Origin of the sequence: Desulfitobacterium chlororespirans DSM 11544 (assembly GCF_900143285.1) — a bacterium.
Lineage (GTDB): Bacteria > Bacillota > Desulfitobacteriia > Desulfitobacteriales > Desulfitobacteriaceae > Desulfitobacterium > Desulfitobacterium chlororespirans.
Window position 1 is genome coordinate 138,379 of sequence record NZ_FRDN01000003.1, and the last position, 24,178, is coordinate 162,556.

Annotated in this window: 26 protein-coding genes and 1 riboswitch; of the genes, 3 read left to right on the plus strand and 23 right to left on the minus strand. The window is 47.7% G+C overall.

Annotation, left to right across the window (positions count from 1 at the left end; all coding sequences use genetic code 11):
- Position 1 precedes the first annotated feature (1 nt).
- The 7 genes from BUA14_RS00640 to BUA14_RS27700 form a co-directional block, all read right to left on the minus strand.
- Entirely contained in the window at positions 2 to 364 is a 363-nt protein-coding gene (locus BUA14_RS00640; RefSeq protein WP_072770814.1) for a BlaI/MecI/CopY family transcriptional regulator, read from the minus strand.
- Between the two features lie 216 nt (positions 365 to 580).
- Complete coding sequence (locus tag BUA14_RS00645) at positions 581 to 1,600, minus strand: class I SAM-dependent methyltransferase (protein WP_178371578.1); 1,020 nt, start codon at positions 1,598 to 1,600, stop codon at positions 581 to 583.
- A 325-nt stretch (positions 1,601 to 1,925) separates the two neighbouring features.
- Positions 1,926 to 2,375, minus strand: coding sequence for a MarR family winged helix-turn-helix transcriptional regulator (locus BUA14_RS00650; RefSeq protein WP_072770816.1), 450 nt, complete (start codon positions 2,373 to 2,375; stop codon positions 1,926 to 1,928).
- 33 nt (positions 2,376 to 2,408) lie between these two features.
- On the minus strand, positions 2,409 to 3,179 hold the full coding sequence (locus tag BUA14_RS00655) for an ABC transporter ATP-binding protein (protein WP_072770817.1): 771 nt from the start codon (positions 3,177 to 3,179) through the stop codon (positions 2,409 to 2,411).
- A 1-nt stretch (position 3,180) separates the two neighbouring features.
- Positions 3,181 to 4,191: a FecCD family ABC transporter permease gene (locus tag BUA14_RS00660; RefSeq protein ID WP_072770818.1), complete on the minus strand. Its 1,011-nt coding sequence runs from the start codon at positions 4,189 to 4,191 to the stop codon at positions 3,181 to 3,183.
- A gap of 42 nt (positions 4,192 to 4,233) precedes the next feature.
- Positions 4,234 to 5,358 (minus strand): ABC transporter substrate-binding protein, encoded by a 1,125-nt coding sequence (locus BUA14_RS00665; RefSeq protein WP_072770819.1) that lies wholly within the window; start codon positions 5,356 to 5,358, stop codon positions 4,234 to 4,236.
- Positions 5,355 to 5,510, minus strand: coding sequence for a hypothetical protein (locus tag BUA14_RS27700; protein WP_178371579.1), 156 nt, complete (start codon positions 5,508 to 5,510; stop codon positions 5,355 to 5,357). Before BUA14_RS27700 ends, BUA14_RS00665 begins: the two co-directional genes overlap by 4 nt.
- Positions 5,511 to 5,570: 60 nt before the next feature.
- Positions 5,571 to 5,756, minus strand: a riboswitch (cobalamin riboswitch).
- A gap of 228 nt (positions 5,757 to 5,984) precedes the next feature.
- Here BUA14_RS27700 and BUA14_RS00670 point away from each other — a divergent pair.
- Positions 5,985 to 6,875 carry a DMT family transporter gene (locus BUA14_RS00670; protein ID WP_072770820.1) on the plus strand — a complete coding sequence of 297 codons (891 nt, stop codon included), beginning with the start codon at positions 5,985 to 5,987 and terminating at the stop codon, positions 6,873 to 6,875.
- 58 nt (positions 6,876 to 6,933) lie between these two features.
- On the opposite strand, the gene BUA14_RS00675 is transcribed toward BUA14_RS00670, so the two are convergent.
- The 5 genes from BUA14_RS00675 to BUA14_RS00690 form a co-directional block, all read right to left on the minus strand.
- The gene (locus tag BUA14_RS00675; RefSeq protein ID WP_072771190.1) at positions 6,934 to 7,551 is read right to left on the minus strand and encodes a hypothetical protein; all 618 of its coding nucleotides are present in this window, start codon (positions 7,549 to 7,551) and stop codon (positions 6,934 to 6,936) included.
- A 144-nt stretch (positions 7,552 to 7,695) separates the two neighbouring features.
- Positions 7,696 to 8,091, minus strand: coding sequence for a 30S ribosomal protein S9 (gene rpsI, locus BUA14_RS00680; protein WP_005814701.1), 396 nt, complete (start codon positions 8,089 to 8,091; stop codon positions 7,696 to 7,698).
- Positions 8,092 to 8,112: 21 nt separating this feature from the next.
- Positions 8,113 to 8,544, minus strand: coding sequence for a 50S ribosomal protein L13 (gene rplM / locus BUA14_RS00685; protein ID WP_015942984.1), 432 nt, complete (start codon positions 8,542 to 8,544; stop codon positions 8,113 to 8,115).
- A gap of 189 nt (positions 8,545 to 8,733) precedes the next feature.
- Positions 8,734 to 8,904, minus strand: a complete 171-nt coding sequence (locus BUA14_RS27705; RefSeq protein ID WP_005814704.1) for a hypothetical protein — start codon at positions 8,902 to 8,904, stop codon at positions 8,734 to 8,736.
- 310 nt (positions 8,905 to 9,214) lie between these two features.
- A complete protein-coding gene (locus BUA14_RS00690; protein ID WP_072770821.1) occupies positions 9,215 to 9,532 on the minus strand; it encodes a nucleotidyltransferase domain-containing protein in 318 nt (105 codons plus the stop codon).
- Between the two features lie 263 nt (positions 9,533 to 9,795).
- On the opposite strand from BUA14_RS00690, the gene BUA14_RS00695 reads away from it, so the two are divergent.
- Positions 9,796 to 10,755, plus strand: a complete 960-nt coding sequence (locus BUA14_RS00695) for a trigger factor (protein WP_072770822.1) — start codon at positions 9,796 to 9,798, stop codon at positions 10,753 to 10,755.
- A 148-nt stretch (positions 10,756 to 10,903) separates the two neighbouring features.
- On the opposite strand, the gene BUA14_RS00700 is transcribed toward BUA14_RS00695, so the two are convergent.
- The 10 genes from BUA14_RS00700 to BUA14_RS00745 form a co-directional block, all read right to left on the minus strand.
- Positions 10,904 to 12,505: an Hsp60 family chaperonin gene (locus BUA14_RS00700; RefSeq protein WP_072770823.1), complete on the minus strand. Its 1,602-nt coding sequence runs from the start codon at positions 12,503 to 12,505 to the stop codon at positions 10,904 to 10,906.
- Positions 12,506 to 12,615: 110 nt separating this feature from the next.
- Positions 12,616 to 13,797 (minus strand): FMN-binding protein, encoded by a 1,182-nt coding sequence (locus tag BUA14_RS00705; RefSeq protein WP_072770824.1) that lies wholly within the window; start codon positions 13,795 to 13,797, stop codon positions 12,616 to 12,618.
- A gap of 53 nt (positions 13,798 to 13,850) precedes the next feature.
- Positions 13,851 to 15,473, minus strand: a complete 1,623-nt coding sequence (locus BUA14_RS00710; RefSeq protein ID WP_072770825.1) for an Hsp60 family chaperonin — start codon at positions 15,471 to 15,473, stop codon at positions 13,851 to 13,853.
- Positions 15,473 to 15,883, minus strand: coding sequence for a YlqD family protein (locus BUA14_RS00715; protein WP_072770826.1), 411 nt, complete (start codon positions 15,881 to 15,883; stop codon positions 15,473 to 15,475). Before BUA14_RS00715 ends, BUA14_RS00710 begins: the two co-directional genes overlap by 1 nt.
- A 107-nt stretch (positions 15,884 to 15,990) precedes the next feature.
- Positions 15,991 to 16,689 (minus strand): Crp/Fnr family transcriptional regulator, encoded by a 699-nt coding sequence (locus BUA14_RS00720; RefSeq protein ID WP_072770827.1) that lies wholly within the window; start codon positions 16,687 to 16,689, stop codon positions 15,991 to 15,993.
- 256 nt (positions 16,690 to 16,945) lie between these two features.
- Positions 16,946 to 18,316 (minus strand): reductive dehalogenase, encoded by a 1,371-nt coding sequence (locus BUA14_RS00725; protein ID WP_072770828.1) that lies wholly within the window; start codon positions 18,314 to 18,316, stop codon positions 16,946 to 16,948.
- Positions 18,317 to 18,329: 13 nt separating this feature from the next.
- The gene (locus tag BUA14_RS00730; RefSeq protein WP_072770829.1) at positions 18,330 to 18,635 is read right to left on the minus strand and encodes a dehalogenase; all 306 of its coding nucleotides are present in this window, start codon (positions 18,633 to 18,635) and stop codon (positions 18,330 to 18,332) included.
- 226 nt (positions 18,636 to 18,861) lie between these two features.
- Positions 18,862 to 20,214 (minus strand): reductive dehalogenase, encoded by a 1,353-nt coding sequence (locus tag BUA14_RS00735; protein WP_242954502.1) that lies wholly within the window; start codon positions 20,212 to 20,214, stop codon positions 18,862 to 18,864.
- 14 nt (positions 20,215 to 20,228) lie between these two features.
- Positions 20,229 to 20,537, minus strand: coding sequence for a dehalogenase (locus BUA14_RS00740; RefSeq protein ID WP_072770831.1), 309 nt, complete (start codon positions 20,535 to 20,537; stop codon positions 20,229 to 20,231).
- A gap of 158 nt (positions 20,538 to 20,695) precedes the next feature.
- A complete protein-coding gene (locus tag BUA14_RS00745; protein ID WP_072770832.1) occupies positions 20,696 to 21,418 on the minus strand; it encodes a Crp/Fnr family transcriptional regulator in 723 nt (240 codons plus the stop codon).
- Between the two features lie 310 nt (positions 21,419 to 21,728).
- Here BUA14_RS00745 and BUA14_RS00750 point away from each other — a divergent pair, with 310 nt between their 5' ends.
- Complete coding sequence (locus BUA14_RS00750) at positions 21,729 to 23,042, plus strand: Ig-like domain-containing protein (protein ID WP_072770833.1); 1,314 nt, start codon at positions 21,729 to 21,731, stop codon at positions 23,040 to 23,042.
- A 76-nt stretch (positions 23,043 to 23,118) separates the two neighbouring features.
- Here the strand turns inward: BUA14_RS00750 and BUA14_RS00755 are convergent, their stop codons facing one another.
- A complete protein-coding gene (locus BUA14_RS00755) occupies positions 23,119 to 24,150 on the minus strand; it encodes a peptidase U32 family protein (RefSeq protein ID WP_072770834.1) in 1,032 nt (343 codons plus the stop codon).
- Positions 24,151 to 24,178: the final 28 nt, after the last annotated feature.

The window sequence follows — 24,178 nt, forward strand, 5'->3', positions numbered from 1 at the left end:
GTTATTCCTCCTTATGCTGGTCAATGAGCTGCTGCAGCTCATGTATTTCTTTGGCGCTTAACTTGTTCCTGCGGGTGAATGCCGCAAAAAAACGGGGCAGAGAACCCTCGAAGGTTTCGCTCAAAAACTGCTCCCCCTGGGCCGCTGTGAAGTCTTCCCTGCTCATCAGGGCTGTGACCCGGCCTTTTTGATTTTCAAATATCCCCCGGTCGCAGAGCCGCTTGAGCATGGTATAGGTGGTGGATTTCTTCCAGTTCAGTTCCTTTTCACAGAGCTTGACAAGCTCCCCGGAAGGAATAGGGGCATGAAGCCAAATCAGATCGGCAAATTTTTGCTCCACTTCGCCAAGTTTATATTGTTCCATCAATAAGCCTCCATTAACTTTGGTCGAATACCATTAGACTAAGTGAAGTCTAACACGATTAGACCTTCAAGTCAATCCTTGCCGGCCAAATTCAGTATTCGAAAAGTTATCCGCACTTAAGACTTTCATAAAAAGAGCGGTTACCCCTTGCCCGAAACAACGGATAACTGCCCTGTCTCCCTCTATCGTCTTCTTGATTCGTAGTCCTAAACTACTCTATCCGTCCAGCCTCCGCTGATAAAACTCACCTTGCAGAAAGGTAAAAACCCCTTCATCCGGGGAAAACAGCACCGGCTTAAAGCCGTGCCTTGCCAGGGCGGCAGCGATGGTGTCTTTCGTCAGAAGGATATCAAGGCCGTCCAGATGACTGGATAACCAACCCAAAATGCACTCGGCCGGTTCCTGATAATCCTCATTCACATTATGAGATACCAAGTATAGATACCCCTCCGGTGCCAAGGCCTCTCCCAGCCTAGCGGTGAGAATGTCCAGGTGATCCTTGGCAAAATCAATGATCCCGGAAGCAATAATCAGGTCGTAGTCCTTGCCGATGTCATCATTGTTAAAATCCCCGGCAAGAATACTGATCCTGTCAGCCAGCCCCCATTCCCTCAACAATTGGCGGGGCAAATCTGCGACGCTGGGATGCTCAAAGATCACCCCCCTGGAGTTAGGATAATGGGAAATCAGCTCCTTAAGCATGACTCCGGAGCCGCCGCCCAAATCCAGTACTTTTCGGGGCTGTTCTTCGCCAAAGAGCTTTTGCACTGCCTTCAACAGTCCCTGTACCCTGCCCGTGTACATCTCCGGAATGCCGCAGCGGGCTGCCTCATGAAAATTGTAAACCTCCACTCCTTGATTCCTGGCGGCGATCCCCGCATCCGGCCCGGACCTGACCCGTTCTTCCACATTATCCAAAGCCATCATCCTCTCCCGGAAGAGAAGGCTTTCCCCTAAGTAGACAGGACTGTTCTTATGCAGAAACTCATTGCCTACTCCGGTATTGCGGTAGTCGTTTTGCCGTTTCTCCAGCAATCCGGCAGCAGCCAGGGCGTTGAGCAATAAGGCTAAGTTGCGCCCATTAAAGCCCGTTCTGAGGGCCAGCTCTGCCGGCGATGACCAGTCCTCCAAATAAGAGAACACCTCTAAACGCAGGGCTGCTAAAAATAACTGAGCTTCCCGGTTCTTATGGAGCAAATCATAATAAACTTTGGACTTATGCTGAGGCTGATACAAAAAAATCTCCCCTTCCATCTCTATCGTATGCCAAGCATACAATAGAGATGGTTTGTATGTCAAGCATACATTCATGGTAGTGAAAAGCCCACGATATAAGGAAGACCCCGAAAGCACTGCTTTTGCACTTGTTGCTTCGCCCGAAGACACTGTCGACCCACTTGTTTGCTTTTTAATCACGCATCCAGAAAAGCGAAGTCATTGGCTGCACTTATGCTGGAGGAAAGTATCCAATGAAGTTATACTTTCTGGCAGTGCAAAAAAGACGCAGGCTTTCCCTTCGCCGCGTCTCTGCTTATAGACCAGGATGTACAGATAAAAGAGATCAAAAATGATTATCCACCAATAGGTTGGCCCGCTTCATAAATTCCGCCACAACCGCCAGCTGATCACTGCTTAACCCATCCAAATAGGTAAACAAGGGGCTGTCATAAAGGTTATGATAATGCTGATGAGCCAGATAGGCCTCCTCTCCTTTGTCCGTCAGAAAAAGCCGGATTCTCTTCAGGTCGGCAGAATCCTTTTCTTTCCGCACACAGCCCTTTTGCTCCAGTTTCATGACTGTTTTCGAGACAACTGCCCGGGTTATTTTAAAGTTGCGCGCCATTTCCGACAGATGGATGCCCGGGTTGTCTCCGATCATTTTGATCATATGGATCTCCCCCCGGTAAAACACCATATCGCCGCCGAAATCCAGGACATTGACTCTTCCGTTGGCTATTTTCTCCACCATTTTAATATAATCACCGATGACTTTGTTCACTTCGTTTTTCATAGAAAAAATTATACCTCAAATTATGGAAAACATCTAGTCAACAACGGCAAAGGCTTTGCTTTTTTTCTGGAGTCCCGGAACGGATAAGATTTTTACATTTACCTCGAAGAATTCCTTCATGGTCGCCTCGGTAATAATCTCCTCGCTGGGACCGAAAAGATACCGGTCCTGCCCCAGCATCAGGGTGTCATCGGATATTCTTAAGGCATGGTCAGGATAGTGGGTATTGATAATACAGGAAATCCCTTTCTCATCCCTCAGTTTCCTGACCAAGTTTAAAATAAGCTGCTGATTCTTGTAATCCAGATGGGATTCCGGCTCATCCATAATCAGCAATTGAGGTTCATTGACCAAGGCTCTGGCGATATACACCAGCTGAAGCTGTCCGCCGCTGAGCTGGGTGCACAACCGATCTTTGAGCCCTTCAATCCCCACGATTTGCAAAGCTTTTTCCACTCTTTGCCGGTCCCATTGGGAAGGCGTTCCGAAAAGAGGCACATGCCTGGCTCTGCCCATAGCGGTCATTTCGGCAACCGTAAAGGCAAACACACTCCGGTGAGCCTGGGGCACATACCCGATAGCCTCACACTCCTTCAGAGAGTGCAAAGGCTTTCCATCCACAAGGGTTTGCCCTTTTTGCCACTTAAGCAGCCCGATCAGGCATTTGAGCAAGGTCGTCTTGCCGATGCCGTTTTGCCCAAGAATTGTCATGATCCTGCCTTGCTCCAAGGCAAAGGAGATGTCCCTGAGCAGGAGACGCTCCTGGGTATAGCCAAAGTTTCCATTTCTGAGTTCCAGCCGCATATCAGGTCCCTTCCGTTCTTTTGTAAATCAGCACAAAAAATGGAGCCCCTATAATCGCCGTAAGAATACCGATGGGTATCTCCGCCGGAGTGATCACCCGGGCGATAAAATCCACCAGGATCATAAACACAGCTCCTGAAAGGCAGGACGTGGGCAAAAGGTATTTGTAATCGGCGCCGACCAGCATCCGGCATAAATTGGGTATGATCAGACCTACCCAGCCAATGACCCCTGTAACCATCACCGCAGAAGCAGTAATCACCGTGGCGGCGGTAATGATCAGCACCCTGATCCTGGCGGGATTGATCCCCAGGGTTTCCGCCTCTTCATCCCCCAGAGTCAGGACATTAATATGCCATCTGAGGGCTAAGAGAATTCCCGTCCCCACCATAATCGGCAGGCATACCATTTTCAGTTCCCCGAAGGTGGTATTGGCAAAGCTGCCCATGAGCCAGTAGGTAATGGCCGGAAGCTCCGAATTCGTATCCGCCACAAATTTGATCAGGGAGATCAGGGCATTGAAGACCGCCGAAACGATAATCCCGGACAAAACCAAAGACAGAATCGTGGATTCCCGTTTGATCCGTGACAACAGCCAGCTTAAAATCACGCTGAACATCCCGAAAGCAAAGGACAGAACTGCCGCCATTCCGGTAACACCGGAGGTCAGAAGAATTCCCAGAGCTGCACCGAATCCGGCTCCGGCACTTACCCCCAAAACATCGGGGCTGACCAGTGGATTATGAAAACAACCCTGAAAGGAGGCTCCCGCTGCCGAGAGCCCCGCTCCCACCAATACGGCCAAGAGCACCCGGGGGATGCGGATATCCCAGACTACGGTATTTTCCACACTATTTTCCCCCTGCCCTGCCAGATTGGCCCATAGGATCCGCCCTACTTCTCCGGGCTCAACAAAATATCTGCCCAAAAAGAGGGAGAGAAAGATAAAGGACAGGAGAACCAGCAGCAAGGCCATCCATAAGTATTTATAATGATCAGCTTTTCTCAACATCGTTCTTTCCCTCTCTTATTTATCCCCTTGGGAGAACCACACTTATTTTCCGGCCATTCCCTGATTGGGGTTCAGGATAGACTCCACCTGCTCATCCGTCAGACTGATTCCATAGCAGCGGCTGTAATAATCCTTGATAATCCCTTTGTATTCAGCTTCGCTGAACTTGTCCGGAAAGTTCTTGCCGGCCAGCCACTGAATCATCAGAGGGGAATCGGCACAAGGGGCTCCCCAGTTCATTACCCCTCTGGGGGTGTCGTGAATCCTTCCGGTTTTAAAAGCCTGAACCTGGGACCAATCCTGTCCTTTAATGGCATCACCAAGGTACTGGGCAGCCGGCAGTCCTCTGAATACATACACAATATCCGGATTCCATGTATAGATCTGCTCCATGGTTACCTCAATACTCTCGCCCTTCAGTTCTCCCGCCACATTTTCCAGCCCGCTCTTCAAGAGCCAATCGTCCCCATAAGTACCTGCTCCCCGAACCGTGATCTTATCTCCGGTATTGCTCATGATCATAAGCCCTTTCTGTTTGGGCGCATCCTTGACCTGGGCCAGGATACCGGCAACCTGCTCATTGGCTTTATCCCATTCCTTCTGCAAGGAATTCTCCCCACTCAGCCCGAAAATCTCCCGCATCAAGCGATCGATCTCCACTGACCAAGTCTCATTCACCTGATCATCAATGTAAAAATCGACCACAGGAATCTTGACATTTTCCAGTCCTTCTTTCTGGGCGCCGCCATAGACCAAAATAAGATCGGGGTTCAGCTTTAAGAGTTCCTCGGTATTGGAAGCGTATCCCGTCAAAAATGTCGTAGTAATCCTTTGCCAGTTGGGTATCAGCTTGTCAAGAATGAGGGGATTAGCCTCGGCCAGGGCCACCTGGGTCGCCCCCACCAGTTTGCTTGTATCTTTCACTACACTGGCATAAGTGGACACCAACGGGGGAGCCACAATGACCACATGTTCGATCTTCTCCACAGGGGGCAGGACCACCTGATTTCCCGCCAGATCGACAATAGTGCGCTCCCCGCCGTCCTCCTGATGGGCTTGAGAATCCGCTCCCTTGTCGGGCTGATCCGTATTCGCCCCTTGGCTGCAGCCGCCCAGGAGCAGAGCCGCCGTCAAAAGTACCGCCAACCACAGACTTGCTTTTTTCATAACTTTTTGCCACCTTCCTCTTCTTTTTTACTCCTTAGTGCTTTAGGCCCCATGGATACCGCACTGCATTCGCCAAAACTATCAGCATCCTTTTTGATTTCCGCCAAACAGACATGAAGCAAATACGGGCTGCAGTTATCAATAACCTTCATTGATAACTGCAGCCCGTATTTGCTTACAAAAGATCAAGCTGTCTGCGGCGCAAAAACCATGGCAGAAAGCTTTTTCAGGCAGGTCTTCTGGCTCAAGCGTCATCACTCTTCCTGCCTTCCCGATTGCTCAGTGACTTTTTAGGAAGAATTCCTCTTTTACAGCGGCGGTACCGCACAGGATTTTCACCTGTTTCCCTATTCTGCTGAATGCCCAAGCAAACAGCCACCTGATGCTTATGAAGTTTTTAACGATCTCTTAAAGCTCTTTTTAATTTGTATGCCTAGTATACAATTAATGTGTAAAAAAAGTCAATCCCAACCGGTGACAATCGTGAAGCTATTCTATAGATCGAGATTATATCCAGCATAAGCAACAGGTATTATATGTACAGGTTAATTTTCTTTATAATTAAGAAAAGCACAAGGTTCTATATATCGATAAGCCTATTTCAGACTAGTTGGAGGATATAAATAATGAAAAATGGTTATGTGTTAATTATCTTAGCAGCTTTAGGCTTTGCGGCCTTACCCATATTCATAAAATATGGGTATAATGTAGGTTTAACTACAGAAGTAATGTTGTTTTTGCGGTTTTTAATCGCCAGCATCCTACTGAGTTTTATAATGCTCGTAAGCGGAAGAAAAGGATTTAAGTTAAATAAGTCTTCCCTGCCTAAATTAGTTCTGCATGGCTTGGTGTTTTTTGGGAGCTCTTATTGTTATGTGCTGGCTATAAAGCATATGTCTGCCACAGTTACAAATATATTGCTTTATACATACCCACTAATGGTTGTGGTTATGGCAACCATGATTTTTAAAGAAAAAATATCGTTGGTTAAGACGATAACCCTACTTATTTCGTTTTTAGGCTGCTTAATGGTTATCGATATTATAAATACATCAACACATCAAATCAGTATGTTAGGTGTTTTACATGGTATAGGATCAGCGGTATTCTATGCAGTATATAATATAAACGGGCAGTATCTTTCTAAAACTCTGGAACCAGTGACGATTTCAACCTATACATCGGTTGTTTGCTTATTGGCTACTATGGTCGTTTATCCGCCGGTTAATCTATTCGCGGGTCATTCATTTCAGGCTATGTGGATAGTTGGTTTGGGAACAGCCATCTTCAGTACGATCATACCTCTTTTTTGCTATCAAAAAGGGGTATCCCTATTAGGAGCAAGCCAGGCTTCAATTTTAAGCAACATCGAACCCGTCATAGCAACAGTATTGGCTTTTTTAATTTTAGGGGAAAAACTATCAACCCTGCAACTATCCGGTGCATTTCTTATTATTTTGGGAGGATTGCTGCTTAAATTAGATAAGGGTAAACAACCAAGCACTCTGAACAGCTAAGTGAAGATTTCGCATTGTTTACTTATCTCCATAGCCGTCTTAGCCGCGGCATGGTCCGCTAAAAAACAGATAGTTCGGTATACAAAATAATTGAACTGATGATAAAACCCCAAATATATATATTCTTCATAAGCTTAACCCAATTTAACTCACAATGGTGGTCCTTGTATTTAGCAAGAGAGTAAAATATGCCAATGAAGCTCGCAACGAATAAACATAGTACAAAGAGCACTGACATAAAATATACATAAACCGCTCCCTGGCCATCCTTGAATGCCTGAAAAATTTTAAATACAATAACCCCTAAGCAGATGATCACTCCCCAGGCATAGCCGTTCAAAGGTTTATATTTTTCTATACACGTATCTGCAGGGATATCGGTCTCTACGGTATAAAAGCCGGCGGGCAGTGATTCAGCCTCTGTTTCATAATTCAGCAGTGAGTCGCAAAAATCGCACTTTCCGACAGAATGGGCGACTAAATTCTTGGCTCCGCAACCGGGGCATTCAATTGCTTTCGGTTCTCTAGTCAGGTTTTGTTTAGTCTGTCCTTGATATTCCGGCCTTTCCTTTCCATAATAGTTGATATGCTTCCTGCGTGTTTCTATCCATGCCATACTCAATATAAAACACATAAGAATCAAAAATACAAGTAGGCCTACATCATCCTCTTTCACTCTGCATCCCCCCTGCTTTTCTAAACCTACACCAGCATAGATAAATACCTTCATTAAAATAATCTTATCAGGCTTCCTGCAATTGTAAAGCAGAAAAAAATCCCCCAACCATACCTGGTTGAGGGATTCTGTATTTCCAAAATATTAACGTTTGGAGAATTGGGGAGCTTTACGGGCTTTCTTCAAGCCGTATTTACGACGCTCTTTCATACGTGGGTCACGGGTGAGGAACCCTGCACGCTTGAGAGCTGGACGCAAGCTGGGATCTGCTTTCAGAAGTGCACGGGCAATTCCGAGGCGGAGAGCTCCGGCCTGTCCTGTAGTACCGCCGCCATGAGCGAGAGCAACTACATCATATTTGCCAGCAGTATCGGTTACCCCGAACGGTTGTTGAACGATCATTTCCAGAGTTTTCTTGCCGAAGTACTCAGCAAGCTCTCTCTTGTTGATTGTAACTTTTCCTTCTCCAGGAATTAAACGTACACGAGCCACCGCGTTTTTACGGCGTCCGGTACCTTGGTATTGTAATTGTGCAGCCATGTTTTACTTCCTCCTTCCCGTTTATTGAATGGTCCAAACTTCGGGTTGTTGCGCTTGATGCGGATGATTTTCGTCACGATATACTTTCAGCTTCGTATACATCTGAGCACCCAGCTTGTTATGAGGAAGCATTCCTTTTACGGCATGCTCAACAGCTCTTTCAGGCATGTTTTGCATCAGCTTTCTGTAAGGGGTTTCTTTCAAACCACCAGGATAGCCGGAGTGACGGCGATACATTTTTTGATCCAATTTATTACCGGTTAAAACAACTTTTTCTGCATTAATGATGATCACATGATCTCCAGTGTCAACATTAGGAGTAAAAGTTGGTTTATGTTTACCTCTAAGGATGCGAGCAGCTTCAGTAGCTAAACGACCCAAAGGAAGGCCTGCAGCGTCAATGACATACCATTTACGCTCCACCGCATTCGCTTTCGCAAAGAACGTGGACATAAGTTTCCCTCCATCAATTATCCGTATTTCAGTCCGATCTGCTTCGTGGGGCTCAGGCACTGGCAGTTATGCAGCTTTATGGGGCTCAGGCATAAATAACAGCATAAAGACTCATATTGGTATTTTATAAAACGTGTCAGTAAATGTCAAGAAGATCAAAAGAAATAGATGAAATAAATGCAAGTTCTCTTACTCATCTTCATCCTTTCCTTTTTTGATATCGAAAAGTTTGACTATTGTATTTTCTTTCTCATCACTCATGAAATCATCTTCCCCCTGTTCCAGGGCTTCCTGAAGCAAATCAATCGCATCGGCGACTTTAGCCGCCAATTGAAAATACATCTTCATATAGTCGGGCATGGGTAAAGCACTCCTTTACACGATCAGTGTTATATCACTAATAATAACCAGAAAAAAGGCGTTTTGTTAGTGATATTTAACTAATAAGATGAAAGGAGTTGTATTGGAGCGGATTATTGGAGGTGGCAGCTTTGAGTCTCAATATTAGACGCTGGAGCAGGGCTCTCTGTCTGCCCTATTCACAATTTTGGTCTATTCTTTCAATAACTTTCATAGCGATTTTAATACATTCTTCTGCATCTTCCTTATTGACTATCAGCGGATCCTCAGCAGGGTATCCTTCTTGGCCATTTCAAGCTACTCCTTATATTTAACCGAATCCACCAATTAAACTCACTCCTGTTCTCTTAATAATATTGGCAAGGTTTGCTTTGTCGTCCTTATATCTTAACCACTCGGAAGGTGTGTATATGACTATGCCCAAATCCACGTTATATTCAATATTAACAAGCATATCTCTTAACGTTTGCCTTTTATCCTGGGTCTCCATGATTACACATATATCTATATCGCTGCCACGCTTAACCAGACCCTTCGCACATGAACCGAAAAGTATAATCTCTTTAGGGATGTATTTACTAATAATTTGGTTCTTGATGTTCTCGATCTCATCATCGTAAGGACACACTACCAACACCCCTCCACGAATTTCAACACTACACTCTTATATATATTAACAAATTGATTATAAAACGTCTTTGTTACTCATTATGCCTTTATCGAAGGGTCCTCGGATTTTATTATAGATTGCATACCGACCTCTTGGCAAAGCTTATATGAACAAGATCTACTTGTCTTTTGCATACGCTAAAAAATGGCTTGTGAATTTCTGATACAATATAGACAAGTATCGACAGTACTGAACTGTACCTTATGGAGGGTAAATATCCGATGCATAAACTGATCAGGTTGGGACCATATAAAGGGCTGGCTCTTCCCTCCCCTGTACTCTTTACGGAAGATGATCTGGAGCTGGGGGTCAGCGAAGCGGTGAAAAAAATGGCTAACCAATGGGCGAGAGTTCATTGGCCCGCCGCTTACGGAGATGAAGTCGTCATCAACCTGCGTGCCCAATCCGATAAGCTGTTCGTTCCTGAGCTATCCAAAGCCCATTATACTTTCACCCTGGGGGATCCTTCCATCTACAAAGAATTCAATCAACTGATCGGTCTCAAGGCTGGTGATGATCTGCAGCTGGTGCTTGAACTTCCCTCCGGTTTTCCTGTGGAACGGATGCGCGGCAAAATCGTCACGTTTTATATCACCCTACTGGAAGTTATTCGTAAGCGCCCGCTGGAGCTTACCGATGAAATCGCCTGTCAGATCGATCCCAAAGCCGGTGATTTGGAGCAGCTAAAAAGCAAATTGAGAGAAGCCGTCTCTGAAAACTGGCAGCGGTCTATTACTGAAGCAAGAGAGAAGGCTATTCTGAATACTATTTCCTCCACATCTGTCTATGAATTGGATCAGCAGGAGCTTAAGGCTGTCTCTGACCGGATTTTTGACGAAAAGCAAAAACAACTCTTCACTTCAGACAATCCACAGATGCTGGAAGCATTGCTCTCGGGAGATAACCGCTCCCTGAGCCGGGAAAGCCAGCTCCTTGCGGAAGAACTCCTCGTGGCACAGCTTATTCTTAAGGAAATTGCCCGAATCGAAAAAATTCAGGTTGAATCCTGGGAATTCCAAGAAGCCTGGGAAGAGCTTCTGAAACTCGCCGGAAACGAACAGAGCCTTCGCCTGATCTTTCCCACAGATGACGCCCTTCAACAGCATTTATTGCAGGAAAAAGTGCTGGACTGTCTCTGGGAGTGGAACAATGAAACGGGCTTGCCTGACACCGCATTTTGAGCCTGCGGAATTTTGAGCCAACGACTATCCTCTTGATATGCCAAAAGGAAGATGATCACGCTTATATCCTGATACATAGCGTGATCATCTTCCTTTTGGCGAGTCTTCCACCTGTTTAAGGTATCAACATCTCAGTATAATATCTTTTTTAAGAACTCTGATTTTCTGCCGCCCTGCTATTTTGGCCGCGGATAACTAAGCCTCCCGTGCCGATGACCAGGGCAGCAATGGAGACCGCGCTTCTCAACGCAGTACAGGTCACTTGGGCCGGATCGCTGATCCCACTTTCCAGCATATGGACAAACCGATTCTCAGCCGCATTATGGCCATAACCTTGAGGCAATTCCTCCAGCATTTCCAACACAGCGTCAGGGTCGCTTCCCGCATTGACGGCAATCTGGCGCAGCGGGGCTTCCAAAGCTTTATAAAGAATCCGCAGCCCTGTGTTGGCCGCTTTTTCCTTGCACTCAAGCCCGGTCAATGACCGTCTTGCCTCCAGCAAAGCGGTTCCGCCCCCCGGTACAATCCCTTCGCTGATAGCCACCCGTACGGAGTTTACGGCATCCTCCAGCCGGTCTTTCTGCTCCTGGAGTTCCAGCCGGGTGGGCGCTCCGGTGTAAACCACGGCCACCCCGCCCTGCAGCCAGCCCAGCCGTTCCGCCAGCTTATCTTTGCGCCAGCCCGGCAGGCGTCCTTCATATTCCTGACGAACCTGGCTGCAGCGCAGGCTGATTTGCCGCGGATCACCCGTTCCGCCAATGATCGTGGTGCTGTTGTTGTTGGCCAGGATCTTTTTAGCCTGGCCCAAATGCTCTTCTGCCACTTCTTCCAAAAGGATTCCGTTTTCTTCACCGATCACCGTGCCGCCGGTCAGCACTGCAATATCCTGGAGATACTCCTTGCGGCGTTCTCCGGAGCCCGGCGACTGAACGGCGACAGCGTTCATGGTTCCTTTTTGCTTATTGGTCAGCAGCAAGGCCAGCAAATCCACTCCAATATCCTCAGCAATGAGCAGCAGGGGCCTCTGGTATTTCATAGTCAGCTGCAAAACGGCAAAAATCTCATCGGCGGTGCTGAACCTTCCATCCACAATCAGGACAAAGGCATCGGTCAGGACTTCCGATTTCCGCTCCCAGGATTTGACGATTTTCGGGGTGAAACAGCCTTTATTAAAGGAAATGCCCTGTTTTATTTCCAGGCTGGGCTGCAGTCCTTTTCCTTCCTCAATGGTGATGATGCCCTGAAAACCAATCTTACCGACCGCCTCGGCCAGCAGCTTCCCAAGGACCGGATCGCCGGAGGAAATGGCGGCCACCTGGGCGACCTGCTCAAGTTCTGTGATTTTGACAGCCTGCTCCTGCACAGCCTCAATCACCGTTTCGACACCTTGCTCCAGACCCTGAATCAAGCCGGTTGGATTGACACCGGCGGCGATCTGCTTCATTCCTTCCTTAATCATGGCCTGAGCTAAGACAACAGCCGTCGTCGTCCCGTCTCCGGCCAAATCGTTGGTCTTCTCAGCAACTTCCCGGATAATCTGACAGCCGAGATCATGAAACCGGTTCGGAACGGAGATAATTCCCGCGATGCTGGCTCCGTCATTAGTGATTTTCGGCCGTCCGGCCAGCGGTCCCAGAGCCACATTCCTGCCCTTAGGCCCCAAAGTGATTCTGACACAGTCGGCAACACCGTTTATTCCTTCAATAAGCGCCTGCCTGGCTTCCGCTCCGCATAAAGAAACCCTTTCCATGTGCATTCCTTCCTCTTCAGCTTATTGCCAGGGTCCAGTTTTCAAAGATGACAAGTCCGATCAATATGAGGGTCAAAGCATAGGCGGCTCCCAGCAAGACCGTTGACAGTTCAGCCTTCACCTTTCAACTCCACCTTTCCCGTTTTTTTCTGGACAAAAGCTCCGATCACTCCTTTGATTTTCCGCCCCAGCTGGGCAGCCTTATCCAGGAACGTACCCACGGGACAAAGTGCCACACACCAAAGACGGCGGTAAAGAAAGCTGGTCACCAAAATAATGAAGAGCAGATACCATTGATAGCTGGTGCCGTTCCAGCCGAACATCGTTCCAAAAGGCTCGAAGCTGGAGAAAGAGGGATTGGCAAACAGAAAGGCCAGCAGCAAAGTCAGAAACAAAATGACTTCTTTGCCCACGCGGAGCCAGCGGCCGTACTTGCCCAGAGGCAGATTCAGCCTGCTCAGCAGATGGGTTCCTTCCTGCATGCCGCAGAAAGGACAGAGATAGGTGCAATAGAGGTTTTTCCCGCTGAACAGGGCCGGCAGCAAGGCTCCGGCCAGGATCAAATACCAGATCAGGTTTTCCCGGGGTGACGGGAAGTAACCCATAAACAAGGCACTGATATGGCCCATGGATAGAGAGCGGTTAAGCCAAAAGCCCAGAACCACCACGCTCAGGCCCAAAACCGGAAGACGGTATTTTCTCAGCTCAGGAAAACGGGGCATGAGAATGGACAGCACCACGAGGACGGTCACCGCAATTTCTTTAATGCCAACCTGCCAGGGAATTTTAGCGTTTTGAGGCGTCTGGTTCAGTTCGGCCTTAACAATAGTATGGGCGGCTTCCTGTACTGATTTGGCGATAGCCCGGGTGGACAGGGTGGCTCCGGAAATCAGCTCGATATCATAGCCCCCTGTCAGGGCGTCATTGCCTTTTTTCCCTTCATACTGGCGAAAATATCCGGCTTTGCTGATCTTATTAATGTAGGCCGGCGTTTCTTTGTGCTCGAGAATCTGCACCGCCTGCAAGGTGCCGTCCTGATTCAGGATCGTTCCTACCATGATGGGCCCGCCATAACCCACATTGCTGCTGACACCAAGATAAGTCAGAACCTCTCCGTCCGCTCCCACTGCTTTGGCCGTCCGGTCGTTGATAGCTTCGTAGCCGGCCGCCTCCGGCATCAACTGCCGGTAGTAGTGCTGAACTAAGGCAGTATCCATCTGATTGGCAAAATGTCCGTAAAGATAAGCAGCAACCAAAACTGCGATCAAGATAAAAGGTAAAAATCGTTTCATCCGACAGACCTTCCTTCGTATTTTCCGAGAGTACGTGATTTGTTTCCAGACATTCAAATCATCGTGCTGAAATCCGGCGCTTCGAGAATATAATGCATGGGTTCCTTCTCCAGCAGGGCTTCCGTTGTCAGCAGCAGTGAAGCAATGCCTGCGGCTTTGGTGAGAGCGGCAAGGACTACTTTAGCCGGGTCGGCAATACCCCCTTGCCAAAGATCAATGAACCGGCCGGTCAAAGCATCGTAGCCCCAGCCATATTCCAGCTGGCCAACCATCCTGACGATTTTCGCACCATTTTCTCCCGCATTTTCAGCGATTTGTCTCAGAGGAGCGGCCAAAGCCTGCTGCACCAGACGCAGCCCGGCCTCTTCATCCTGAGAAGCCAATTGAACCGTATCAAGGATTTTGGCCGCCTGAACCAAGCTTGTTCCCCCGCCCGGCACGACTCCGCTCTCCGCAGCCGCTCTGGCGGCTCTCAGAGCATCATTGAGCCGGTCTTTCTTTTCCCGCAGAGCCATTTGGGTATCCGCACCAATTTGAATGACAGCCGCACCGCCGCTGAGAGCGGCGATCCGTTCCTGCAGGCTTTCCTTTTCCTCTTCGGCGGAAGTTTGGGCCTGCAGAGCCATCAAGCGTTTGGTCTGCCGGGCAATCTCGGCTCTGTTGCCTGCTCCGCCTACCACCAGAGTTTTATCACGACTGATCACGACTGCGCCGGCCTGTCCGAGCATGGTTTTCGCCATAGTCTCCAGGGTGAATCCGGTATGAGGGGCAACGACCTCTCCCCCTGTGATCACGGCAAGATCATCCAGATACCCCAACCGGTCCATTCCGGCTCCGGGAGTCCGCACCGCCACGGCTTTGGCTGCCCCGGAAGCATGACGGTTGATAAGCATTCCCAGGGCATCTCCGGTAACATGACCGGCGACAATCAACAGCGGCCGCTTCTCCCAGTCACATACATTGAGCATGCGCCGGATCTGTTCCAGATCCCTGATCACCTGATCCGTTGCTAAAATATAGGGATGTTCCAGCCTGATCGCCGGCGGCCGGTCTTTGTCCACAAAATAAGGGGAAAGATAGCCGCTTTTCAATTCCAGCCCCTCTTTAAACTCCAGATAAGTCCGCCGCCCTATGCTCTCGCGAAGAGTTATATTGCCCAAGGGACCCGCTTTTCCCATGGCCTGAGCTATGATCGCACCTAAGGCCGGATCTTTAGCAGCAGTTGCGGCAATTTGTTCAAGCCGCTCCATGGTTGCCGGATGGCTCTGGCGGGTGATCTCCGCACAAACCAGCCGGACAGCCCGCTCCATCCCTTGCCTCAGCCGGGCCGGTTCGACCCCTGCTTCGATCAGCCGCAACCCTCCCTGAAGCATAGCCTGCAGCAAGACAATGGAGGTGGTTGTTCCATCCCCCGCTAATTCGTCAGTTTGCCTGGCGGCTTCTCTGCACAAGCGTGCTCCCATATTTTCCTTCAGGTCGGGAAGATGGATGTGTTTAGCCACCGTTGCTCCATCCTTGGTGATCAGGGGATAACCTACCCTTTGTTCAATGACAATATTTTGTCCTTTGGGTCCCATGGTCCGCCGCACCAGTTCAGCTACCTGAGTGACACCCCGCACCAAAGCCTGTCTTGCTTCTGTGCGATAGGAGATCCTGGGTTGAACTTTTCCTGCCATCACCGGATCTCCACCACAATACCATCCTTAAGAACGATTTCCGCATGCATTGCCTGAGCTAAAGGTTCCCCGATCATCAGTTCATAAGGGCCTTCAATTGAACCAATACTGATCTCTTCCCCAATCTTCAATCCGTCTGCAGTCACCATCTCCATTCTGATCTGGTCACGCTGCGTTAGATATTGAGCCCGGGTCATTTCCCATTGCCTGCGGATTTGCTGAAGATGAGCCTCTTCCGCTCCTTTCAGGGAAAACTCAGTAAGCGTCCGGTTCTTATTCTCTTCCATCTCCGCCAGTTCCCGCTCCAAATCTGTCAGCTGATCGTTCAGCTGCTGCCGGATTTTCATTTTTGAGCCTTCGGTCACAATCTGTTTCAACGTAATTTCTCTAAAGATAGGTATCGATTGCACTGCATTCCCTCCTCCAACTTTCTTAGTATCTATCTTAACAATCTTCACTTCATTATTTCTTTAGGCCATGCTAAAAACTTCAAAAAAAGCTGCCGGCAACTCCTGCTTTAATATTCGATAATCTCATTGATCAAGCTTCTCAGCCTTTCCAGGTCGTAGACGATCATTTTATCTTTGCTTTTTTTGACGATTCCTTGCCTGTCCAGCATCTGAAATAATTTGCAGACCGTTACATAGTGAGTACCGGTAATTTCTCCGATAGTCTTCTGAGTCAGACTGAAATTAATTTCATAATGATCGCCCACCTGTTTTCCTTCATTAACACATAAATTATAGAGCAGGCGGAAGACCCGGCTGGAAGGCCGGTAGAAGTTAAGGTTCCGGGCCTGGCTCATGAAATAATAGACCTTGGTTAGAAGATTTTGCAGGATATCCAAAATGATTTCTTCATCTTCCCGGAAAATGGTCAGAATCTGTTCTACTTTAAAAAAGCTCACCGTACTGTTTTTAACGGCATGAATCTGCACTTCGTGATACTCACCGAGGAAGGTGGGCAGCCCGATCGAACCTTCTCCTATATGAAAAAGAAACTTCTGATGTCCGTCATCCGTTCCCATGCTTACGGCCAAACAGCCCTGCTGGACATAGATAATCTCATCAAATTCCATACCCTGAGCAAGAACAATAGCCCCCTTGGCATAAGTACTGGTGCGGGCATGATGCAGGAATTGCTCCAGCTTCTCAACATGATGGAACGTCTCAGGAATGAGCGGCTCTTGTATTATCCTTTTCACACCGTCATCCATTGCTTTTCCCTCCTTAACTATAGCGGACGAGCATTAATTATCAGGAGTTTTTTTATAGACTGAAGTCTCCGGATCAGGCTTATGGTAACACGCAGGTAAAGTATCCGCAATTATAGAGAAAATACCGGATTATAGTGGGTCCCCCCACTCTATCCAAGCAGGAACAAGGGCTCTCTCCAGGCAAGTCCGATAAGCGGTAAGAATCATTTCTTACCGCTCATTTCTGTGAATCCGCAAAGTTTGAGATCGGTTATTTTTATAGATGCTTGGAAAGAGTGTATCTTTCCGGCCATTCCAGCCACCATTTATACTTCTCGATGATTTCATCACCATAGCCAAACATATCGTCAATCTGCTTGAGCAACCGGGAGGAGGTTTCTCCTTTGCTGCCGATCCAGATGCCGGCCGAATGGAACCATGACTCTTCCTTAGAATTCCACGGGCATACCTTCATACAACGACCGCAGGAAGACCCTTCACTGTTAGTCAGGCGGAACTCGGTGCATTTTTTCATATCACTGTTCCAGCGCAGATAACCGTTGTATTCCACCAGGTCTCTATCCTGAGTTATGGCTTCGGACGGGCAATTGTCCGCACATTTCTTGCATACCCGGCAGAAATCCTGCAACCCAAAGTCGATGGGTTTATCGGGGAGAAGGGGTAAATCTGTGGTAACTGCGGCTACTTTGTGGCGGTAACCCAGACGCGGATGAACCGCGCAGTCCCCGGTCCGGGACAATTCTCCCAGACCTGCCGCCATAACGACCGGAGGCATCGCAGCGGCATAGTTGGCAAAATGATGCGCTCTCGCGTTATAGCCCAGATTGCGAATATATTGAGCCAGGATGACGGAAATGACAGCTGTGGCATGATAGCCGCGCATGGACTGGGCAGAACTGATCCCGTCATAACCGGTGGACGCCAGCATAGTCTCCAAATGCTGATCAACCATCACGACAATGACATAGGGAAGTCTCTCCGTTACCAGAGTGGAATGGGAGATATCGTCCTTAATCAAGTCTTCATGAGAATGAGGTGCCTTGTGAGAATAGTAGGCATATTCCGGCATTTTACCTATTCCTACTTCATCAGCCCGCAAAAAATAAGCTGTATCCTTGATATGCCGAGCCATTTGTTCCGGATCAGGTATGGACAATTTTTCCGAGTTAGGGGTTCCTCCCACTATATTTTCGGCCGAAACATAATTTGAAAAGACACCTAATGCTGCATCCAAAGGATGCTTCATGACAAAATTATAATGATACATGCCAACCTGTGCTTCCGGCGAAAGTTTGCCGCGTAAAGCCATATTAAATCCGGTATCTGCTTCATGGGTACATTTTACCGTACCAACGAGCTGACTTGTCCCCAGCCACTGGTCGTTATTCTCCACAAAGCGCACACTGGCACCGCCATAATCCACTTTGGGATGGAGTTTGGATCTGGCGCCATTGACTGAACCTGATGTACCGGCGACTGTTTCGGCAGCACTTACGGGCAGGGTTTTCATAGCACCGGCCATTCCTGCGGTCAGGGCGGTAGCCATCCCTGCTTTGAGAAATTTGCGGCGGCTCATCTGCATTTTTTGTTCAAGGCGCTGGCCCTGACGATCTGACGATCTAAACATCTGTTTCACCTCTTTAAACTTCTACACCGGTATTCTTGCGCCGTTCTCCGATAAAGCCCAGCAATCTCGCCAAAACGACGGCGAGAACCACCGATAATCCCAAGAACAGAAAAATTGCCGTACTTGTCGCTTTGACATGACCTACACTGGAGTTAATGTAGATAAAAGAAATTCCCATACCTGTGATGGCAAACCAAAGAATGTACAGCACCCAATTCAGGACAGTCTTCCAGTTCCGGTCCTGTTTGGTCCGGGGTTTGATCAACATGATGCCGGCTAAGAACAAAATTCCGGATAAGAATACTAAAAAAGTCCCCATTTTTGTTCACCTCCTTAGAGAAAATATTAACATGATAAAAAAAGAAACTCATTTAGCATGCATTAAGTCTTGAGTGACTATTGCCTAAAGTTTTTTCTGAAATTCGCAAATATCTCTAACCTTTATCAAGGGCTCGTCATGTGCCAAGGAATATCTTGTAAAAAAACATGCGGCACCTTGGTGCCGCATGTACTCTTTTCCTATCCGGATATTATCAGATGATTTATTATTGGATTTTATAAAGTTCCGGCCATTCCAACCACCACTTATATTTGTCGATGGTCTCCGTGCCATACCCGAACATATCGTCAATATTTTTTAGTAAGGAGGACGCCATCTCTCCTCTGCTGCCAATCCACAACCCCGCTTCATGGAACCATGAATCTTCTTTGGAATTCCAAGGGCAGACTTTCATGCAGCGTCCGCAGGAGGATCCTTCCTCATTGGTGGTCCGAAATACAGCACACTTTTTCATATCGGAATTCCAGCGCAAATAACCATTGAATTCCACATGATCCCGATCAGTGGTTATGGCCTCGCCGGGACAATTTTCAGCGCATTTTCCGCAGATCCTGCAAAAATCCTGCAAGCCGAAGTCAATAGGCTTATCAGGTTCCAAAGGCAGATCCGTGGTTACCGCCGCCACCTTATGCCGGAAACCCATTCGAGGATGAATTGTACTGTCTCCCGTACGGGAAAGTTCCCCTAAGCCCGCAGCAATCACAGCCGGTGGCATTACCGCTCCGTAATTTCTAGCATGATGAGCACGGGCATTATAACCCAGATTACGAATATATTGAGCCAGGATAACCGCAATATTCCCTGTAGCATGATACCCTTTAAAGGATTGAGCACCACTGATGCCGTCATAACCGGTAGAAGCCAGAGTTGTCTCCAAATGTTGATCAACCATTACAACGATGACATAGGGGTGCTTCTCTTCAAAAGGAACTGTCCACTCTTCCACCGGAGCTGCAGCCATCTTGGTTCTGGGCACAGTGGTTTTATGTGAATAATAGGCAAACTCCGGCATCCTACCGATCCCAACTTCATCGGCACGCAAGAAATAAGCAGCATCTTTTATGTGCTGGGACATTTGCTCAGGATCGGGGATTGGTAATTTTTCTTTAGCTGGCTGTCCAGTGACTGCTTCTTCACCGGCAATAAACATCAGTCCGCTGCTGATTGAAGAGCCAAATGGGTGTTTGGCGATAAAATTGTTTACTCCTTTCTTGGCCTGGTCCCCCAAAATCCCCCTAGCGGCTAGATTAAATCCCATATCTGCCTCGTTAGGATTCTTAATGGTTCCAATAATCTTAGTTGTTCCCAACCACTGATCATTGTGTTCCACAAAACGAACAGATGCCCCTCCGTAGTTATGTTCCGGATGTAATTTTGAGTTTTGACTTTTCCTTCCGGGGACGTAATTCAAAGTGTCCGTTGCCGCTGCAGCAACCTGTGAGGAACTCTTGACCGCCCCGATCAGCCCCATTGCGGTTGTGGCGGCTCCGATTTTGAGAAAATTCCTGCGGTTGATGGATAGTGCCTTGCTCTCTTCATTCTTCTTAAGCTTTTCCATTTTTCCACTCCTTGTCATGCCGATACCGAGATTGAACCTTTCCTATTTGTACTGATTAAACCCAACAACCGAGCTAAGACAATTGCCAGCACAACGGAAATCCCCCCAAAAAGAAAGATAGCCGTGCTTGTTGCCTTGATATGGCCCACGGAGGCATTGATATAAACAAAAGAAATTCCAGTCCAGGTAATACCATACCAGATCAAATACAGCCCCCAACACAACAAATTTTTCCTTCTTGGTTCCCGGCCGATACGAGAGTAAATGAAAAGAATACCAGCTAAAAACAGCATCCCCGCCATAAAAATCAATAATATACTCATTCTGCTTTCACCCCCTCTCGGCAGTGTGATAAAAGTTACAGGTACATTGTATAAAATCAAGCCTATAGGATCTTTAATACAAATTAAAGAACTCACACTCCGGAAAAATTATTATTGCCTTTCCCATCCAGAGCTCTTCGCCTCCTGACAAACCCTTTTTAGTATTCCAAAAAATTTCCAAAATCTCTCATCTTAAGTATTTGTGTTTCCTGAGTTAACCTCTTCAGCTTTTCCATATCGTAAATGATAATCTTATGTTTTTTCCTTTCTGCAATATGTTGTTTTTTTAAGTGCCCGAAGACTTTGGAGACTGTGACATAATGAGCTCCGGTGATTTCCGAAATATCTGTCAGCGATAATTGGGTCGGAATTTCAAAAAAACTCTCCACCCGAACTCCACTGGTAAGTAGTAATTCATAAAGCAGCCTTACCACGCGGATCGTCGGATTAAAATAATCTATTTCTGTTGATTGTTTAATGAAGTAAGAAACTTTTGAGAGATAATTGCGAAGGAGATCAAAGATAAGATCTTCATCCCGGCGGAATATTTCTTTCAGTTGCAGTTGAGTAAAGAAACAGACCTCGCTGTCTTCGAGCGCTATGATATAGATATCGTTACATGTTTCGTATAAGCGGCCAATTATTCCATGTTGCCCTGCATAATAGGCCAACCTCTCCCGTCCGTCATCGATCATTTTATTTACCCGAACTTTTCCGGAAATCACATAGATCAGTGCTGAGGTAGCTTCTCCAGGCCGTAAAACCAAACTACCCTTATTGAAGAACTTTACCATGCCTGATTCTGTATGCTGTTGGAATCTCTCCACAGGGAAAAACGTATCTGGCAGGGCAGCCAGATATCGTGTTAGTCTATACTCCACTACCTTTCCTCCTTGTCATCCGGTTTAATTATGAGCAAAAACTCACAAGCAACAATAAGATCTCACCTTAAGCAGAGAACTGTCCATACCTGAACATTCTTGTATCTCCTGATATAATCAAACACTCCCCACTTAAAGATACCAATATAATTATTATACAGTAACGGTTTTCTCTTTTTTTTAATTCATGTTAAAACAGGAATGCCTATAACATCAGAAATATAGATTGGCTCCCGTCAATAGCCCTCCCACAAAACACCGTTCCCTTTTCGTATTAAGATAGTGAATACGATTAAGGGAGGTATATATAGTGAAGCGAAAGTTTAAAGCTCTGTTCTCAACAGTCTGTATGGTGGGTTTATTCCTGTCTTCCTCGTTGCCTGTGCTGGCAGCGCCCCCATCCTGGGCGCAGTCCCATGAAAAATCCACCCAAAGCAGTTCCAAGGATTGCAAAACTCATAAAGCATCGGCAATAATTGTGAAAAAACGAATGTTCCTTAGAGTCGGAGACAGTGCCACTCCGGCCGTGAAAATCGCTCCCTCTAAAGCGAATCAAAAGGTCACCTGGAAATCCAGCAACACAGAGGTCGCAACGGTGGACGCCAACGGAAAGGTCACCGGTGTCAAGGCAGGAAAAGCCTATGTCACTGTAACAACGGAAGATGGACGCAAGTCGGCAAAATGTAAGGTGACTGTAGCCAATCTCCGGGGAACTGAGAAGATCAGTGTAACGGGCGTCACCTTGAATCAATCTACCATGAATCTGTCGGCAGGCGGAGCAACAGGGACTTTAAAAGCCAGTGTAGCCCCCAGCAATGCGACAAACAAGAAGGTAACCTGGACATCCAGCAACTCAAACGTGGCCACGGTTAACAGCAAAGGTGTAGTGACTCCCTTGATCCCAGGTGTGACAACGATTACGGCCACAACAGCGGACGGCTCAAAGACCGCTCACTGCACGGTCAATGTAGCAGCCCAACCCATCATCAGCAATGTGAAGATTTCCTCCAATAACGCAGATACGACAAAAGCCATGCCTGGCGATACCATTGTTCTGACCTTTACCTCCAGTGTGCCTGTGACACAATTAAGCAACTTCAAAATCAATGGGAGCAACCCCGATCAATTCATACATACCGGCAATGTCTATACCGCAACCCATTTAGTGGATTCGGGAGATCCGATTACAGGTATCCCGGCAACCTTCCATATCAATGTCAAGGACGCCGCAGGGATCTACTCCCAGACTATTGAAGCCACATCTGACGGAAGTACAGTCACGATCATTCCTAAATACGCCAGAATCTCCAAGGTAGCGATTGCTTCTGATAATGCGAATCCCGCTAAAGCTGCCATCGGCGATGTCATTACCTTAAAATTCACTACGGATGAAGCTGTGACCAAGCTCAGCAACTTCAAGATTAACGGCAGCAATCCTGATAGTTTCGTGGAAGTCAATAATAACGACGGAACCTACACTTATATTGCCAAGCATTTAGTGGATTCCGGAGACCAGGTGACCGGTAAGCCCGCAACCTTCCAAATCAATATCAAAAACGCTGCCGGGATTTACTCACCCACGGTAGAAAAAACATCCGACGGCAGCAGGGTGACGATTCGGTAATTTTTCAGCAAGGCCGGAAACAAGACCCCGGAGAGATGTTTGCCCGCTCCGGGGTCTTGTTGTCCGCAGTCAGCAGTCAGCGCTCATAACACATATACCCGCTCCCGCAAAGCATCCTGGCTCCCTTGGTCCTCCTGGCATAATCCCGCACTTCATCGGGCAGATGCTCTTCTCTTTGATAGTCCAATACCTTCTTTAGCAGTTCCACACTTTTGACTTTCTTGCTCAAAGAGGCCTCCCTGCCCACGATTTTCAAGGAGGTTATTCCCAGGTCCCGATATTCGGGCAAGGTGCACAGACCGCACATGCCCAGCGGATATTTTGCGCCGATATAGCCACCGCCGTTCTTAATCCCGAGCCATTGCCACCTTTTCCATTCCTCCACATTGCGCTCAAAGGTCTCCCCGGAAATGTTTAAATTCCTTAGCTTCCAGGTCTCTAAAACCCCGCTTTCTTCCGGCGGGATCAGCTTATACCGCCAGGCCGGATTATGACAGAAGGCACCGCCGAATTGATGACTGACATGGCAGTAGGATTCCTCAAACATACACCCGTCGTTGAGGATAAAGACTTCATATTCCAGATCCTCCCCCGCCCTGTCAATGATCTTCTTAAGGGTCTCCGCCTCCAGATAACGGGGAAAAACGACGCGTTTGACGCCCAGCTTCTTGAAGAACAGAACCGCGGAGCTGTTTAAAACCCCGGCCAGGCTGCTGACATGAATCACAATATCCGGTTCCTTCCCGAGCAGCATCCGGATCAGCCCAGGATCGGCAACGATAAAAGCATCCACCTGGCAGCTCCTTTTGACCTCTCTGACCAAAGCCAGAATCTCATCATAGAGCTCCTGGGCATAGCCCGGTTGATTCAAGGTCAGGTATACCTTTTTCCCTTGGGCATGGGCGAGATCAACCAGCAGCGACAAACTTTCCAGGTCGGGGATGTTGGCATTGCCTGATTCACGGCGATTGATCCAGATTTCCCGGTCCGTGTTTCCCGGCCTATTCTTCAAGGCCCCCAGCCCTATTCCGCAATAAAGCTCGTCGGCGCCATGGGCGATTAATTGTTCCGCTTCCTTTACGGAACTTACCGGTGCCAGGATGTTCATCGTACACCTCCTGATCGATCAATGACTC

Excerpts from the sequence above, each read along its gene's own strand:
- BUA14_RS00725 (WP_072770828.1), bottom strand. The coding sequence starts at position 18,316 with ATGTTTAGATCGTCAGATCGTCAGGGCCAGCGCCTTGAACAAAAAATG.
- rpsI (WP_005814701.1), bottom strand. The coding sequence starts at position 8,091 with ATGGCTGCACAATTACAATACCAAGGTACCGGACGCCGTAAAAACGCG.
- BUA14_RS27700 (WP_178371579.1), bottom strand. The coding sequence starts at position 5,510 with ATGAAGGTTATTGATAACTGCAGCCCGTATTTGCTTCATGTCTGTTTG.
- BUA14_RS00665 (WP_072770819.1), bottom strand. The coding sequence starts at position 5,358 with ATGAAAAAAGCAAGTCTGTGGTTGGCGGTACTTTTGACGGCGGCTCTG.
- BUA14_RS00735 (WP_242954502.1), bottom strand. The coding sequence starts at position 20,214 with ATGGAAAAGCTTAAGAAGAATGAAGAGAGCAAGGCACTATCCATCAAC.
- BUA14_RS00740 (WP_072770831.1), bottom strand. The coding sequence starts at position 20,537 with ATGAGTATATTATTGATTTTTATGGCGGGGATGCTGTTTTTAGCTGGT.
- BUA14_RS00730 (WP_072770829.1), bottom strand. The coding sequence starts at position 18,635 with ATGGGGACTTTTTTAGTATTCTTATCCGGAATTTTGTTCTTAGCCGGC.
- BUA14_RS00670 (WP_072770820.1), top strand. The coding sequence starts at position 5,985 with ATGAAAAATGGTTATGTGTTAATTATCTTAGCAGCTTTAGGCTTTGCG.
- BUA14_RS00755 (WP_072770834.1), bottom strand. The coding sequence starts at position 24,150 with ATGAACATCCTGGCACCGGTAAGTTCCGTAAAGGAAGCGGAACAATTA.
- BUA14_RS00720 (WP_072770827.1), bottom strand. The coding sequence starts at position 16,689 with ATGGATGACGGTGTGAAAAGGATAATACAAGAGCCGCTCATTCCTGAG.
- BUA14_RS00650 (WP_072770816.1), bottom strand. The coding sequence starts at position 2,375 with ATGAAAAACGAAGTGAACAAAGTCATCGGTGATTATATTAAAATGGTG.
- BUA14_RS27705 (WP_005814704.1), bottom strand. The coding sequence starts at position 8,904 with ATGCCCGACTATATGAAGATGTATTTTCAATTGGCGGCTAAAGTCGCC.
- BUA14_RS00640 (WP_072770814.1), bottom strand. The coding sequence starts at position 364 with ATGGAACAATATAAACTTGGCGAAGTGGAGCAAAAATTTGCCGATCTG.
- BUA14_RS00700 (WP_072770823.1), bottom strand. The coding sequence starts at position 12,505 with ATGGAAAGGGTTTCTTTATGCGGAGCGGAAGCCAGGCAGGCGCTTATT.
- BUA14_RS00705 (WP_072770824.1), bottom strand. The coding sequence starts at position 13,797 with ATGAAACGATTTTTACCTTTTATCTTGATCGCAGTTTTGGTTGCTGCT.
- BUA14_RS00655 (WP_072770817.1), bottom strand. The coding sequence starts at position 3,179 with ATGCGGCTGGAACTCAGAAATGGAAACTTTGGCTATACCCAGGAGCGT.
- BUA14_RS00695 (WP_072770822.1), top strand. The coding sequence starts at position 9,796 with ATGCATAAACTGATCAGGTTGGGACCATATAAAGGGCTGGCTCTTCCC.
- rplM (WP_015942984.1), bottom strand. The coding sequence starts at position 8,544 with ATGTCCACGTTCTTTGCGAAAGCGAATGCGGTGGAGCGTAAATGGTAT.
- BUA14_RS00660 (WP_072770818.1), bottom strand. The coding sequence starts at position 4,191 with ATGTTGAGAAAAGCTGATCATTATAAATACTTATGGATGGCCTTGCTG.
- BUA14_RS00710 (WP_072770825.1), bottom strand. The coding sequence starts at position 15,473 with ATGGCAGGAAAAGTTCAACCCAGGATCTCCTATCGCACAGAAGCAAGA.